Source organism: Pseudomonas sp. S2_E02 (assembly GCF_054668355.1).
On the sequence record NZ_CP162761.1, the window covers coordinates 2,792,825 to 2,806,604 of the forward strand.

The 13,780-nt window shown below is 60.4% G+C and carries 15 protein-coding genes; 9 read left to right on the forward strand and 6 right to left on the reverse strand.

Translation table 11 applies throughout. The features are described 5' to 3' along the window. Positions 1-97: 97 nt before the first annotated feature. Both AB4O01_RS12480 and AB4O01_RS12485 read left to right on the forward strand, forming a co-directional pair. Positions 98-2,851 carry a response regulator gene (locus AB4O01_RS12480; RefSeq protein ID WP_460092259.1) on the forward strand — a complete coding sequence of 918 codons (2,754 nt, stop codon included), beginning with the start codon at positions 98-100 and terminating at the stop codon, positions 2,849-2,851. 82 nt (positions 2,852-2,933) lie between these two features. Further along, a complete protein-coding gene (locus AB4O01_RS12485) occupies positions 2,934-3,923 on the forward strand; it encodes a 2-hydroxyacid dehydrogenase (protein ID WP_186624792.1) in 990 nt (329 codons plus the stop codon). Positions 3,924-3,935: 12 nt separating this feature from the next. On the opposite strand, the gene AB4O01_RS12490 is transcribed toward AB4O01_RS12485, so the two are convergent. Next, positions 3,936-4,394, reverse strand: a complete 459-nt coding sequence (locus AB4O01_RS12490) for a hypothetical protein (RefSeq protein WP_460091939.1) — start codon at positions 4,392-4,394, stop codon at positions 3,936-3,938. Positions 4,395-4,527: 133 nt separating this feature from the next. Here AB4O01_RS12490 and AB4O01_RS12495 point away from each other — a divergent pair, with 133 nt between their 5' ends. Both AB4O01_RS12495 and AB4O01_RS12500 read left to right on the forward strand, forming a co-directional pair. Beyond that, the gene (locus tag AB4O01_RS12495) at positions 4,528-4,962 is read left to right on the forward strand and encodes a hypothetical protein (RefSeq protein ID WP_093442198.1); all 435 of its coding nucleotides are present in this window, start codon (positions 4,528-4,530) and stop codon (positions 4,960-4,962) included. Then, the gene (locus tag AB4O01_RS12500) at positions 4,962-5,366 is read left to right on the forward strand and encodes an META domain-containing protein (protein WP_093442194.1); all 405 of its coding nucleotides are present in this window, start codon (positions 4,962-4,964) and stop codon (positions 5,364-5,366) included. The genes AB4O01_RS12495 and AB4O01_RS12500 overlap by 1 nt, the downstream gene beginning before the upstream one ends. Before the next feature lie 260 nt (positions 5,367-5,626). On the opposite strand, the gene AB4O01_RS12505 is transcribed toward AB4O01_RS12500, so the two are convergent. Next, positions 5,627-6,094: a TlpA disulfide reductase family protein gene (locus AB4O01_RS12505; protein ID WP_194934145.1), complete on the reverse strand. Its 468-nt coding sequence runs from the start codon at positions 6,092-6,094 to the stop codon at positions 5,627-5,629. A gap of 113 nt (positions 6,095-6,207) precedes the next feature. Here AB4O01_RS12505 and arsC point away from each other — a divergent pair, with 113 nt between their 5' ends. The 3 genes from arsC to AB4O01_RS12520 are packed head-to-tail and all read left to right on the forward strand — an operon-like array spanning position 6,208 to position 7,581. Further along, positions 6,208-6,561 (forward strand): arsenate reductase (glutaredoxin), encoded by a 354-nt coding sequence (gene arsC, locus AB4O01_RS12510; RefSeq protein ID WP_093442189.1) that lies wholly within the window; start codon positions 6,208-6,210, stop codon positions 6,559-6,561. Continuing rightward, entirely contained in the window at positions 6,558-7,154 is a 597-nt protein-coding gene (gene wrbA / locus AB4O01_RS12515) for an NAD(P)H:quinone oxidoreductase (protein WP_093442184.1), read from the forward strand. The genes arsC and wrbA overlap by 4 nt, the downstream gene beginning before the upstream one ends. Position 7,155: 1 nt before the next feature. Continuing rightward, a complete protein-coding gene (locus AB4O01_RS12520; RefSeq protein WP_460091940.1) occupies positions 7,156-7,581 on the forward strand; it encodes a DUF2069 domain-containing protein in 426 nt (141 codons plus the stop codon). 98 nt (positions 7,582-7,679) lie between these two features. On the opposite strand, the gene AB4O01_RS12525 is transcribed toward AB4O01_RS12520, so the two are convergent. Both AB4O01_RS12525 and ttcA read right to left on the reverse strand, forming a co-directional pair. Beyond that, complete coding sequence (locus tag AB4O01_RS12525; RefSeq protein ID WP_093442173.1) at positions 7,680-8,354, reverse strand: DNA-3-methyladenine glycosylase I; 675 nt, start codon at positions 8,352-8,354, stop codon at positions 7,680-7,682. 150 nt (positions 8,355-8,504) lie between these two features. Continuing rightward, positions 8,505-9,329: a tRNA 2-thiocytidine(32) synthetase TtcA gene (ttcA, locus tag AB4O01_RS12530; RefSeq protein ID WP_093442168.1), complete on the reverse strand. Its 825-nt coding sequence runs from the start codon at positions 9,327-9,329 to the stop codon at positions 8,505-8,507. Positions 9,330-9,617: 288 nt separating this feature from the next. On the opposite strand from ttcA, the gene AB4O01_RS12535 reads away from it, so the two are divergent. Both AB4O01_RS12535 and AB4O01_RS12540 read left to right on the forward strand, forming a co-directional pair. Beyond that, positions 9,618-10,220 carry a Yip1 family protein gene (locus AB4O01_RS12535; RefSeq protein ID WP_007917515.1) on the forward strand — a complete coding sequence of 201 codons (603 nt, stop codon included), beginning with the start codon at positions 9,618-9,620 and terminating at the stop codon, positions 10,218-10,220. Positions 10,221-10,347: 127 nt separating this feature from the next. Next, entirely contained in the window at positions 10,348-10,842 is a 495-nt protein-coding gene (locus tag AB4O01_RS12540) for a SprT family zinc-dependent metalloprotease (protein WP_007917517.1), read from the forward strand. Positions 10,843-10,950: 108 nt separating this feature from the next. On the opposite strand, the gene AB4O01_RS12545 is transcribed toward AB4O01_RS12540, so the two are convergent. Both AB4O01_RS12545 and AB4O01_RS12550 read right to left on the reverse strand, forming a co-directional pair. Next, complete coding sequence (locus AB4O01_RS12545; RefSeq protein WP_460091942.1) at positions 10,951-12,132, reverse strand: CaiB/BaiF CoA transferase family protein; 1,182 nt, start codon at positions 12,130-12,132, stop codon at positions 10,951-10,953. A gap of 145 nt (positions 12,133-12,277) precedes the next feature. Continuing rightward, positions 12,278-13,612: a dicarboxylate/amino acid:cation symporter gene (locus tag AB4O01_RS12550; RefSeq protein ID WP_016987435.1), complete on the reverse strand. Its 1,335-nt coding sequence runs from the start codon at positions 13,610-13,612 to the stop codon at positions 12,278-12,280. Positions 13,613-13,780 lie beyond the last annotated feature (168 nt).

Here is a 13,780-nt window from a genome sequence, read left to right on the forward strand (position 1 = left end):
TCCGGAGATTGCCCGCGAGCAAATCGCTACACTGCGCCAATGTCGCGTGCCGGATGCACGCATGAGTCAACAGATCAGCGGGATGCAGGAGATAGGCGTGCTCAAGAAACTGGGAATCAAAGGTCGCGTGTTATTGCTGACCTTGTTGCCGACCAGCCTGATGGCGCTGGTGCTGGGTGGTTATTTCACCTGGACGCAGCAGGCCGACTTGCAGACCCAATTGATGCAGCGCGGCGAAATGATTGCCGAGCAACTGGCGCCGCTGGTGGCACCCGCCATGGGCCATGGCAACAGCGAATTGCTGGAGCGCATCGCCACGCAATCCCTTGAACAGCCGGACGTGCGCGCGGTGACCTTCCTCGCCCCGGACCGCTCGCCGCTGGCGCATGCCGGCCCGACCATGCTCAATCAGGCACCCAGCGGCGACAGCGCGCATTTGCAACGGCGCAGTGGCAATGACGCGACGCGTTACCTGATGCCGGTGTTCGGCAAACATCGCAACCTCGCCGGCGAACTGATCCCGGGAGAATCCGAGCGACTGCTTGGCTGGGTCGAATTGGAGCTGTCGCATAACGGTATGTTGCTGCGCGGTTATCGCAGCCTGTTTGCCAGTCTGCTGCTGATTGCCGCGGGCCTGGCGGGGGCCGCCCTGCTGGCATTGCGCATGGGCCGTACCATCAACCGGCCGCTGAGCCAGATCAAACAAGCCGTCGCGCAACTCAAGGATGGCCATCTGGAAACGCGTTTGCCGCCACTGGGCAGCCAAGAGCTGGATGAACTGGCCTCCGGGATCAATCGCATGGCCGGTACCTTGCAAAACGCCCGCGAAGAACTGCAACACAGTGTCGATCAGGCCACCGAAGACGTGCGCCAGAATCTGGAAACCATCGAGATCCAGAACATCGAACTGGACCTGGCGCGCAAAGAAGCGCTGGAGGCGAGCCGGATCAAATCCGAATTCCTCGCCAACATGAGCCACGAAATCCGCACGCCGCTAAACGGCATTCTCGGCTTCACGCATCTGTTGCAGAAAAGCGAACTGACCCCGCGCCAGCTCGATTATCTGGGCACCATCGAAAAGTCTGCCGACAGCCTGCTGGGGATCATCAACGAGATCCTCGACTTCTCGAAAATCGAGGCTGGCAAACTGGTACTCGACCATATTCCGTTCAACCTGCGCGATCTGTTGCAGGACACCCTGACCATCCTCGCCCCTGCCGCACACGCCAAGCAATTGGAGCTGGTCAGCCTGGTCTACCGTGACACGCCGCTGTCGCTGGTCGGTGACCCGTTACGCCTGAAGCAGATCCTCACCAACCTGGTCAGCAACGCGATCAAGTTCACCCGCGAAGGCACCATCGTTGCCCGCGCGATGCTTGAAGATGAGCACGAGGACAGCGTGCAGTTGCGCATCAGCATTCAGGACACCGGCATCGGCCTGTCGAATCAGGACGTGCGCGCGTTGTTCCAGGCCTTCAGTCAGGCCGACAACTCGCTGTCGCGGCAACCGGGCGGCACCGGCCTGGGGCTGGTGATTTCCAAGCGTCTGATTGAGCAGATGGGTGGTGAAATCGGCGTCGACAGCACACCGGGCGAAGGCTCGGAATTCTGGATCAGCCTGAGCCTGCCGAAAACCCGTGACGACGCCGAAGACTTGCCGGCCCCGCCGCTACTCGGGCGCCGCGTGGCAGTACTGGAAAGTCATGAACTGGCGCGTCAGGCCTTGCAACATCAACTGGAAGATTGCGGCCTCGATGTCACGCCGTTCAATACGCTGGAAACCTTGACCAATGGCGTCACCGGTGCGCACCAGACCGATCAGGCGATTGATCTGGCGGTCATTGGCATCACCAGCAACGACATGCTGCCCGAGCGTTTGAATCAGCACATCTGGGACCTCGAACATCTGGGCTGCAAAGTGCTGGTGCTGTGCCCGACCACCGAACAGACGCTGTTCCATCTGTCGGTGCCGAACCCGCACAGTCAGTTGCAAGCCAAGCCGGCCTGCACACGCAAACTGCGTCGCGCGCTGGCCGATCTGGTCAACCCGCGCCAGCCGCGCAATGAGCCGGGGGAACCGCTGTCGAGCCGCGCGCCGAAAGTACTCTGTGTCGACGACAACCCGGCCAACTTGCTGCTGGTGCAAACCCTGCTCGAAGACATGGGCGCCAAGGTGCTCGCGGTGGAAAGCGGCTACGCGGCGGTCAAAGCCGTACAAAGCGAGTCCTTCGATCTGGTGTTGATGGACGTGCAGATGCCGGGCATGGACGGCCGTCAGAGCACCGAAACCATTCGCCAGTGGGAAAGCGAGCGGCACTGCACGCCGCTGCCGATCGTCGCCCTCACCGCCCACGCCATGGCCAACGAAAAACGCGCGTTGCTGCAAAGCGGCATGGATGACTACCTGACCAAACCGATCAGCGAACGGCAACTGGCGCAGGTGGTGCTGAAGTGGACCGGCCTGGCCTTGCGCAATCAAGGGCCGGAGCGGATCAGCGACAGCGCGGCGGGCAATAATGAACTGCCGGTGCTCGATCACGAGGAAGGTTTGCGCCTGGCCGCCGGCAAGGCTGATCTGGCGGCAGACATGCTGGCCATGTTGCTCGCCTCACTGGAAGCCGACCGCGAGGCCATCCGCGCGGCGTGCGAAAACCGCGACCAGAATGCATTGATCGAACGCGTCCATCGCCTGCACGGTGCCACCCGTTATTGCGGCGTACCGCAATTGCGCGCGGCCTGCCAGCGCAGCGAAACCCTGCTCAAGCAGGACGACCCCAAGGCCGTGGCAGCGCTGGAAGAACTGGAGCGCGCGATCAACCGGCTCGCGGCACAAGCGAAGATCAGCGCCTGATCCACGGCAATGCCGGCCAACACCGGCAGCGCTAAAGTGGGTTCGGGTGATTCAATCCGTGTCGATGTTCCAGGAGGATTTCATGCGCACGCTCGTTTTCAGTAGCCAGACCTATGACCGCGACAGCTTTCTCGCCGCCGCTTGCCCGGCAGGTATCGAGCTGCACTTTCAAGCGGCCCGGCTCAGCCTCGATACGGCAGCGCTGGCCGATAAACATGAAGTGGTCTGTGCGTTCATCAATGATGATCTCAGCGCTCCCGTGCTGGAGCGCCTGGCTGCGGGCGGCACGCGTCTGATTGCCCTGCGCTCGGCGGGCTACAACCATGTCGATCTGGCCGCAGCGAAACGTCTCGGACTGGCCGTGGTGCGCGTGCCGGCCTACTCGCCGCATGCAGTGGCCGAACACGCCGTGGCGCTGATCCTGGCCCTCAACCGTCGCCTGCACCGTGCCTATAACCGCACCCGTGAAGGCGATTTCAGCTTGCATGGCCTGACCGGTTTCGACCTGGTCGGCAAAACGGTGGGGATTGTCGGCACCGGACAGATCGGCGCCACATTCGCGAAAATCATGCACGGTTTCGGTTGTGAGCTACTGGCTTACGATCCCTTCCCCAACCCCGATGTTCTGGCGTTGGGTGCGCGTTACCTGAGCCTGCCGGAACTGCTCGCGCAGTCGCGGATCATCAGCCTGCACTGCCCGCTCAACGAGCAAAGCAAACACCTGATCAACCGCGACTCACTGGCGCACATGCAGGCGGGCGCCATGCTGATCAATACCGGCCGTGGTGGGCTGGTCGACACACCGGCACTGATCGATGCATTGAAGGACGGCCAACTCGGCTATCTGGGGCTGGATGTCTATGAGGAAGAGGCACAACTGTTTTTCGAGGATCGCTCCGACCTGCCTTTGCAGGACGATGTGCTGGCGCGATTGCTGACCTTTCCCAACGTGATCATCACCGCGCATCAGGCCTTTCTGACCCGCGAAGCACTGGGCGCCATTGCCGCAACCACCCTGCACAACATCGCGACCTGGGCGGCGGGAACGCCACAGAACCAGGTCGAGGGCTGAGATTTTTTGCGCTTATTTCGGTGAAAGCGAAGACGCCAGAATCAGCAGCGCCAGCCAGCCGAAACCAAAAAAGCGCTGTTTCATCGAGTGGCCGTAGCGCAGCAGGAACCAGACGAAAACCATCGGCAGCAGGAAGATCATGATTTTCAGCCAACCTTCCACCGGACGACTGCCATCGGCATTGGCCTGCTCAGTGGCCGGTTGCTCGGTTGGCTGCTGGCGTCGACGCCGCGCGGCGGCCGGCATGACTTTCGGTAAAGGTTGCGGTTCAGGCGCTGGTGCAGTGACTTCGGGCACAGCCTTGTTACGCGGCAGACTGCCAAAAGAAATCGTCGAAGGCTGAGCCGGGGCCTCAGCTGCCTGCGCCTGGGCGTGAGCGGTTTGCTCCGCCATCGGAGCTCCACAATGAATGCAGGCCGAGGCTTCGGAGCTGATGCTCTTTTTGCATTCATAACATTCGATCAGCGCCATGTTCCGTTCCTTCAGATTCGAGGCCGGCAGTTTGCCATGAGTGTCGCGGTATTTGAACCGGATCGAAGGTCGTACGCGCGCATCATTCTGCAATCAACCCCGTGCTAGCATGTCGCGCATATTTGGAGGACCCATGGTCGAACACGATTTCCGCTACACCCTGATGAACCCGCAACACACCCTCACCGAATGCCGCGCCCTCGTTCCGGGCCGCTATCAGGTCACCGGCAATGGTGGCTCGATTCGCATCGGTGACGCGCTGTTGGTCACCCTCAAAGGCAGCAAGGACTTGTCCATGCGCCTGACCGTTGAAACCGTCCGCCATCTGATCAACCCGCCGGGCCAATGGACCGCGATGACCACTGGCCCGGTGTTCGGCGAACTGGCGATCCACACCTGGCAGGTCAATTGCGACAGCTGCGCCAAAGAGCTGAGCTTCGAATTTGCCGTGGACGCCAAACTCGGCAAGGCCGCCGAGAAACCGGCGGCCACCGCGCGCATCGCCGAGCTGGGCTGGAAAGCCGTTGGCGACAAGCACCTGTGCCCGAAATGCCAGGAGCCTGCGTGATGAAACGGCTTGCCCTGACCGCTATGGTCGGTGTGGGTCTGGTGGGTTGCGCGGCAGAGCCTGTGCAACTGCAACAGAACCGCAGCTACATTCTGGAGTGGATCGGCGAGCGCCCGCTGATGGATTACAGCCATCTGACCGTGACCCTGGGCGATGATGGCCGCGCCTACGGCAACGGTGGCTGCAACCATTGGTTTGCGCCGTATACGCTGGACGGCGACAAGCTGACCTTCGGCAAGATCGGCAAGACCCGCAAACTCTGTGCACCGGCGTTGATGGAGCAGGAACAACGCTTCCTGCAGGCGCTGGAACACGTCGAGCGCTGGGACATCTCGCCGATCGAGCAGATGCGCTTCTGGCCGGCTGAAGGCAAGCCGTTGCGTTGGTGGTTGGAAGAAGGCTAAAAAGCCCTCACCCTAGCCCTCTCCCAGGGGGAGAGGGGACTGAATGGGGGATATTGGAGAGCTACGCCGACCTGAAAGGCCTATGCCGAATCCATAATCGACCGGATTTTGCTTTGGCGACCCCATAATCGACCTGATCTTGCCTTGGCGAATCTACAATCGACTCGATCTCTCAGGTCGATGTACCTGGCCAGACACCTCGGTCGGCTCCCTCTCCCTCTGGGAGAGGGCTGGGGTGAGGGTTGCTCTTTAGCGGCAACTCACTTGGTTGCCTGCAACGCCTCCAGCTTCGCCATCACCCCCGCCGCCGTCTGCTCGCCCATCAATTGCTCACGCACCTTGCCCTTGTTGTCGATGATGTACGTCACCGGCAATGCTTCACTGCGCGGCAACTCAAACAACTCCGCCGGATCCTGCGCCAGCACGGTGAACTTGATGCCCAGTTTTTCACTGGCGTCTTTCAGCTCCACCCCCTGCACATTGTCAAAGTTGACCCCGAACACGCCGACGTTCTTGTTCTTCAGCTCGTCAGCCAGATGGTTGAGCTCCGGGATCTCGGTGCGGCACGGGCCGCACCATTCGGCCCAGTAGTTGAGCACCACCCATTGCTTGTCGAGACGTTCGGACGCGACCTTCTGACCGTTCTGGTCGATCCCGTAATCATTGCCGCAGCCCCCCAGCATCAACGCCCCGATTATCGTCAATGCCGCTGCCAATCGCCGTGTCATGTCGTGTTCCTTGTGAAAATTTGAAGGCGCCTGCGACCCATTGCCTCCGAAGGTTCTGGATTGCGCGCTGCACAGTTAGAATAGCCGCCACTTTACGCCAGAAGCGACCCGCCATGACCGATCTGACGCTTTATCACAATCCGCGCTGCTCGAAATCCCGCGGCGCGCTGGAACTTCTTGAAGCCCGCGGCCTGACCCCGAACGTCGTGCGGTACCTCGAAACCCCGCTGAATGCAGCGCAAATCAAGGCCCTGCTCGGCAAGCTCGGGATCAGCGCTCGGCAGTTGCTGCGCACCGGGGAAGATGAATACAAAATGCTTCAACTGGCTGACGAAAGCCTCAGCGAAGCGCAATTGATCGACGCTATTGCCCAGCATCCAAAACTGATGGAGCGACCGATTCTCGAGGTTGGCGACAAAGCGGTGATCGGTCGCCCACCCGAGAATATCCTGGAGTTGCTGCCGTGAGCGCGCCGTACATTCTGGTGCTGTATTACAGCCGCAACGGCTCGACCAACGAGATGGCCCGGCAGATTGCCCGCGGCGTCGAGCAGGCTGGCCTCGAAGCGCGCCTGCGCACCGTGCCGGCAATCTCCACCGAGTGCGAAGCCGTGGCCCCGGCCATCCCGGACGAAGGCGCGCTGTACGCAACGCTGGATGATTTGAAGAACTGCGCCGGTCTCGCCCTCGGTAGCCCGACGCGTTTCGGCAACATGGCTGCGCCACTGAAGTACTTCCTCGACGGCACCAGCAACCTGTGGCTGACCGGCGCCCTCGTCGGCAAACCGGCTGGCGTGTTCACCTCCACCGCCAGCCTGCACGGCGGTCAGGAAACCACCCTGCTGTCGATGATGTTGCCGCTGCTGCACCACGGCATGCTCATCACCGGCTTGCCGTACAGCGAGTCGGCGCTGCTGGAAACCCAGGGTGGCGGCACGCCTTACGGTGCCAGTCATCACGCCGGAGCGGACGGCAAAAAAGGCCTTGATCAACACGAAGTGGCGCTGTGCCGTGCGTTGGGTCTGCGGCTGGCCAAAACCGCTCAGAAACTGGTGGGCTGAGATGGCGAAGAAGCCGAAGATTCTGCCGAGTGTCGAGTGGCTTGAGCCACGGGTGAAGGCAATGCGGGTGCTCAGCCTGCTGAGCTTTTTCGCCCTCGCCGGTCTGCTCGCGGCCTACTATCTGCTGTTCGCCGACCTGCACGGCGCGCGGCCATGGGTGATTCTGCTGGTCGAGCTGATCCCGTGGATCGTCCTCGCCCCGGCGATGATCATGGGCAGCGCCCGTGGGCATTCGTGGATGTGCTTCGTGGTGAATCTGTATTTCATCAAAGGCGCACTGGCGGCGTATGACCCGAGTCGACAGTGGTTTGGGGTGCTGGAGATGATCGCGAGCCTGGCGGTGTTCTGCTCGGCGCTGTTGTATGTGCGGTGGCGGTATCAGTTGAATCGTAAACTGGCTGGCGAGGGCGAGATCAGCGTCGCCTGACGAATAGCTATCGCGAGCAGGCTCACTCCTACAGGGGATCTGTGGCGTTCACAAATCCCTGTAGGAGCGAGCCTGTTCGCGAATGGGGCGACGCGGTCTTAATGGTTGACGGTGTACGCGAGCATCATCGAAATCTGGCTCATGGCCCGCCCGCCACTCTGTTCGTGCCACTGGTTGAACACATCTTGCACGATCGCCAGATCGCGCAGACTGGTCGGCACCTTGTCGACGATCTTCTGTGCATTCAGCGCCGCAACCACGTCGTAGCTCGGCACGAACGTATCCTTGCCGACCATGCGCAAAAAGCGTGGCGCCGACAGCCCGCCCAATTGATGGCCGTGCTTTTTCAGGTACGTCCACAGGCCGACGATATCGGTCACCGGCCAGTCGGCGATCAACGCGCCAAAACTGCCCTTGTCTTTCTCGACATCGAGGATGAACTGCGCATTGCGCGGCACGCTCTTGAGCTTGCCCAGGTGACGGATAATCCGCGCATCCTGCATCAGGCGTTCAAGGTGTTCGGCGCTCATCAGCACGACTTTTTCCGGGTCGAACTTGAAGAACACTTCTTCGAAGGCCGGCCACTTGGCGTCGACCAGACTGTGCTTGAGGCCGGCACGGAACACGCGCAGGGCCATGGTCGAGAGGTAACGGTCGTCGCTGATCTTGCGCAATTGCGCAGGGGTCTTGGGAACGGGCAGATGGGCTTCCAGTTCAGCCGCCGAACCGAAGCGGTTCAGACAGTATTCGTGCAGCCACTTGTAATCGCGCATGCCCTCTCCTGGGAATTGAAAATGAAATTCTACCTTTGAACACAAAACACTGTGGGAGCGAGCTTGCTCGCGAAAGCGGCATGTCATTCAACATTGATGCCGGCTGACACGACGCCTTCGCGAGCAAGCTCGCTCCCACAGGGAATGGGTTTACAGGTTAACGACGTTGACGAAGCGCGAAGCCGCGGTCTCGTCGATCTTCAGGCTGGTGAAGTCGAACAGGTTGCGGTCGGCCAGTTGCGACGGAATCACGTTCTGCAGGCTGCGGAAGATGCTTTCGGTACGGCCCGGGGTCTTGCGTTCCCAGTCCTGAAGCATTTCCTTGACTACCTGACGCTGCAGGTTTTCCTGCGAACCGCAGAGGTTGCACGGGATGATCGGGAATTCCTTGAAGTCCGAGTACGCCTGAATGTCTTTCTCGTTGCAGTAGGCCAGCGGACGAATCACCACGTTGCGGCCGTCATCGGCGCGCAGCTTCGGCGGCATGGCCTTGAGGCTGCCGTTGAAGAACATGTTGAGGAAGAACGTCTCGACGATATCGTCACGGTGGTGACCGAGAGCCATTTTCGTCGCGCCAATCTCATCGGCAAAGGTGTACAGCGTGCCGCGACGCAGGCGCGAGCACAGCGAGCAAGTGGTCTTGCCCTCCGGGATCAGTTCCTTGACCACCGAGTAGGTGTCTTTCTCGACGATGTGGTACTCGACGCCCAACTCTTTCAGATAGGCCGGCAGCACATGCTCGGGGAAGCCCGGCTGCTTCTGGTCCATGTTCACCGCAACGATCTCGAACTTGATCGGGGCAACCTTTTGCAGGTGCAGCAGCACGTCGAGCATGGTGTAGCTGTCTTTGCCGCCGGACAGGCAGACCATGACCTTGTCGCCATCTTCAATCATGTTGAAATCGGCGACCGCTTCGCCGGCCAGACGGCGCAGGCGCTTTTGCAGTTTGTTCTGGTTGACCGTAAGAGTGCCCATGACGCGAAATCCGTGAGGTGTGACGAAAGGCCGGCATTTTACGCAAAAACCCCGGGGTTGTGGGCACAGGTTGTCGCGGCCAGCCGACGGCGCGTTAACAGACCCCGAGGCGATTACCCGCCCTGTTTACAGCGCGATTTGCTCTAAGCCCCTAATACCTGTGCGGGTAAGACCTTTCTATACTGCGACATAAGGTCGCACACATCTGAAGACCTGAATTTGCTCGGCCACCTTGGCCCGTAGGCGCTCCGTTGGGGGGCGATGGCAATAACAAGAGGAGTGACTGGCATGATCCATCACGTAGTGGGACTTTTTACCCACCCCGATCAGGAATGGAAGGAAATCCGTGGCGACCAAGAGGAAAGCATCAGCCACATGTACCTCACTCACACGCTGATTCTGGCGGCGATCCCCGCTGTCTCGGCGTTTATCGGTACTACACAAGTCGGCTGGGTGATCGGCAACCGCGCGCCGGTGATGCTCACCGTCGAAAGCGCGATCTGGATGACGGTCATGTCGTATCTGGCCATGCTCGGTGGGGTCGCGGTCATGGGTGCTTTTGTGCACTGGATGGCCCGCACCTATGACGCCAATCCGAGCCTGGCCCGTTGCGTGGCGTTTGCCACTTACACCGCAACACCGTTGTTTGTCGGCGGCCTGGCGGCGCTGTATCCGCATATGTGGCTGGGGATGATCGTCGGCACGGCGGCCATCTGCTACACGGTGTATCTGTTGTATGTGGGGCTGCCGACGTTCATGAACATTCCGTCGGACGAAGGTTTTCTGTTCTCGAGCTCGGTGCTGGCGGTGGGTCTGGTGGTGCTGGTCGCCATCATGGCGTTTACCGTGATCGTCTGGGGGCTGGGCGTGGGGCCCGTCTATACCAACTGACTCGATAAGCCAATCAGAGGCCGCCGCAAGGCGGCCTTGTCGTTTGCGCGATGACCATTCGGCAGCTTGGCGATTCGCAAGTGCACAGGGTTGCGGCATACTCGACGCCTCTGGAGATCCATCAAGCATGCCCGAGCAACTCAATACCCGCGTCGAAGACTGTTACCAACTCGCTGAATCCTTTTTCAAACGCTCTTTCCCACGCCCTGTCGTCAGCCTCAAGCTGCGCGGGCAAAAAGCCGGTGTCGCGCATCTGCACGAGAACCTGCTGCGCTTCAATCCTCAGCTGTACCGGGAAAACACCGAACATTTCCTCAAGCAGACCGTGGCCCACGAAGTCGCGCACCTGATCGCCCATCAGTTGTTTGGCGAGCGTATCCAGCCGCATGGCGAGGAATGGCAACTGATCATGCGCGGTGTTTACGAACTGCCGCCGGATCGCTGCCACACCTATGCAATCAAGCGCCGCAGCGTGACCCGCTATATCTACAAATGCCCCTGCGCCGACAGTGATTTCCCGTTTTCGGCGCAGCGCCATAGTCTGGTGCGGCAGGGGCGGCGTTACCTGTGTCGCCGATGCCGCAACACGTTGGTGTTCAGTGGCGAGATGCGCGTCGAATAGTCAGTTTTTTATTGCCTGTTCTGGCCTCTTCGCGAGCAAGCTCGCTCCCACCGTGGAATGCATTCTCCTGTGGGAGCGAGCTTGCTCGCGAAAGGGTCGGTACAGGCACTAAAGAATCACTTTGGATGAACGCAATTCGGCAATCCGCTCAGCACTAAACCCCAACTCGCCCAACACCTGATCCGTATGCTGCCCCAACGCCGCGCCAACATGCCGCGGCGCCGGCAACGCCTCGGAAAATTTCAACGGGCAGGCCATCTGCGCCTGCGTCGAGCCATCCCCACGCGGCACCTGCGTCACCAGTTTCCGCGCCTGCAATTGTGGGTGGCGCACCGCCTCACCCAGACTCAACACCGGCTCGACGCACGCATCGATCCCGGCAAACATCTCGCACAGCTCGGCAAAGTCATGTTTTTCAAACTCGACCGTCAGCGCGTATTTCAACGCCCGCTGTTGTTCAGGCTTGGGCGACAGGCCCTGCGCGGCCAACTCCGGCCGCCCCAGCGCCGCACACAATTGCTGCATGAACCCCGGCTCCAGACTGCCCACCGACATCCAGCGTCCATCGCGAGAACGGTAATAATCGTAGAAGCTGCCGCCGTTGAGCATCTGCTCTTCCCACTCTGGCTCTTCGCCGCAAGCCAGATAGCCGGCACCGGCCATGGCATTCAGGCTGAACGCGCAGTCAGTCATGCTCACATCCAGGTGCGTGCCCTGCCCCGTTTGCTGACGGGCAATCACTGCCGCGAGCAGGCCGATCACCCCGTGCAGCGAACCACCCGCCACGTCCGCCACTTGCATGCCCAGCGGCAACGGCCCGCTATCGGCACGGCCGGTGTAACTGGCAAGGCCGGCCAGCGCCAGGTAGTTAATGTCATGCCCGGCGCGATCCTTGTACGGCCCGGTCTGGCCGTAACCGGTGATCGACACGTAAATCAGCTTCGGGTTGATCGCCTTCAGCGCCTCATAACCCAGGCCCAGACGCTCCATGACACCGGGGCGAAACTGCTCGAGGACGATGTCGTAATCGCTCAGCAGCTGCTTGATCACTTCCAGCGCCTCGGGTTGTTTCAGATCCAGGGCCAGGCTGCGCTTGTTGCGATTGAGGTAGGCGTGACTGGCCGATACTCCGCCATCATGCGGCGGCAATACCCGCAGCAGATCCAGGCGCGTCGGCGACTCGATGCGCAGCACTTCAGCGCCCATGTCCGCCAGCAACAGCGAGGCGAACGGCCCCGGCAGCAATGTCGAGAAATCGAGAATCTTCAGTGAGGCCAGCGGTGCGGACATGGGTGAACTCCTTGGGCGATGCACTCAGCCTAGGCAGCGATGCCGTGTACGGCAATCACCGCAAATGTCAGCGGGTGTGACCGTTACGCTCAAACAGCAGGCAAGAAAAAACCCGCCGAAGCGGGTTTTTCCAGGCAAGCAGTGCTTACTTCACATTGCTTGGGGTTGGGCCTTCAGCCACACCCAGGTCATCTTCAGGACGGGTATCAGCGATACCGCGACCGCCCGAGGCCAACTCGGTTTGCAGCGTGTCGGTGTCCAGCTCTTTCACCCACTTGGCAACCACGATGGTCGCAACAGCGTTACCCACCAGGTTGGTCAATGCGCGAGCTTCGGACATGAAGCGGTCGATACCGAGGATCAGCGCCAGACCGGCTACCGGCAGGTGACCGACCGCCGACAGGGTGGCAGCCAGCACGATGAAGCCCGAACCGGTCACGCCAGCCGCACCTTTGGAGGACAGCAGCAACACCACCAGCAGGGTGATCTGATGGGTGATGTCCATGTGCGTGTCGGTGGCCTGGGCAATGAACACGGCAGCCATGGTCAGGTAGATCGCGGTGCCGTCGAGGTTGAACGAGTAACCGGTCGGGATCACCAGACCCACTACCGATTTCTTCGCGCCCAGACGCTCCATCTTGATCAGCATGCGTGGCAGTACCGATTCCGACGAGGAAGTGCCGAGGACGATCAGCAGCTCTTCACGGATGTAACGAATCATCTTCAGCACGCTGAAACCGTGCATGCGGGCGATACCGCCGAGGACGATGAGGATGAACGCCAGGCAGGTGATGTAGAAGCAGATCATCAGTTGACCCAGCTGCACCAGCGAGCCGACACCGTAGGCACCGATGGTGAAGGCCATCGCACCGAAGGCACCAATCGGCGCAAGCTTCATGATCATGTTGATGATGTTGAACATCACGTGGGCGAAGCGATCGATGAAGTCGAGGATCGGCTTGCCGTAGGCACCCAGGCGATGCAGGGCGAAACCGAAGATCACCGAGAACATCAGCACTTGCAGAATGTCACCGGTGGCAAACGCGCCGACGATGGTGGTCGGGATCACGTTGAGCAGGAAACCGACAACGCTTTGGTCAGCACCTTGGGCTACGTAGGTGGCGACTTTCGAAGCGTCGAGGGTGGCGACGTCAATGTGCATGCCGGCGCCCGGTTGCACCACGTTGACCACGACCAGACCAACCAGCAAAGCGATGGTCGAAACGATTTCGAAGTACAGGAGTGCGTAACCGCCGGTCTTGCCGACCGATTTCATGTTCTGCATGCCAGCGATACCGCTGACCACGGTGCAGAAGATGATCGGGGCGATGATCATTTTGATCAGCTTGATGAACCCGTCACCCAGCGGCTTTACCGCGACACCGAACTGCGGGTAGTAGTGACCGAGCGCAATACCGATGATGATTGCGATGATCACCTGGAAATACAGGGATTTGTACAGTGGCTGACGAGTCGTCATTGCAAGTGTCCTCAAGCGTCCCGCGTGGCAACATCCATCTGTTGGCCGCGAAACCTGAATTGCGAACCCTCCTGCACTGGAGGGATTTGTTGTTCGAGCGGCGCCTCTCCGGGCGGGATAGATGCACGCTTCTGTCGCTGTTATCGCAAACCTCGTGCCACTTTGGTG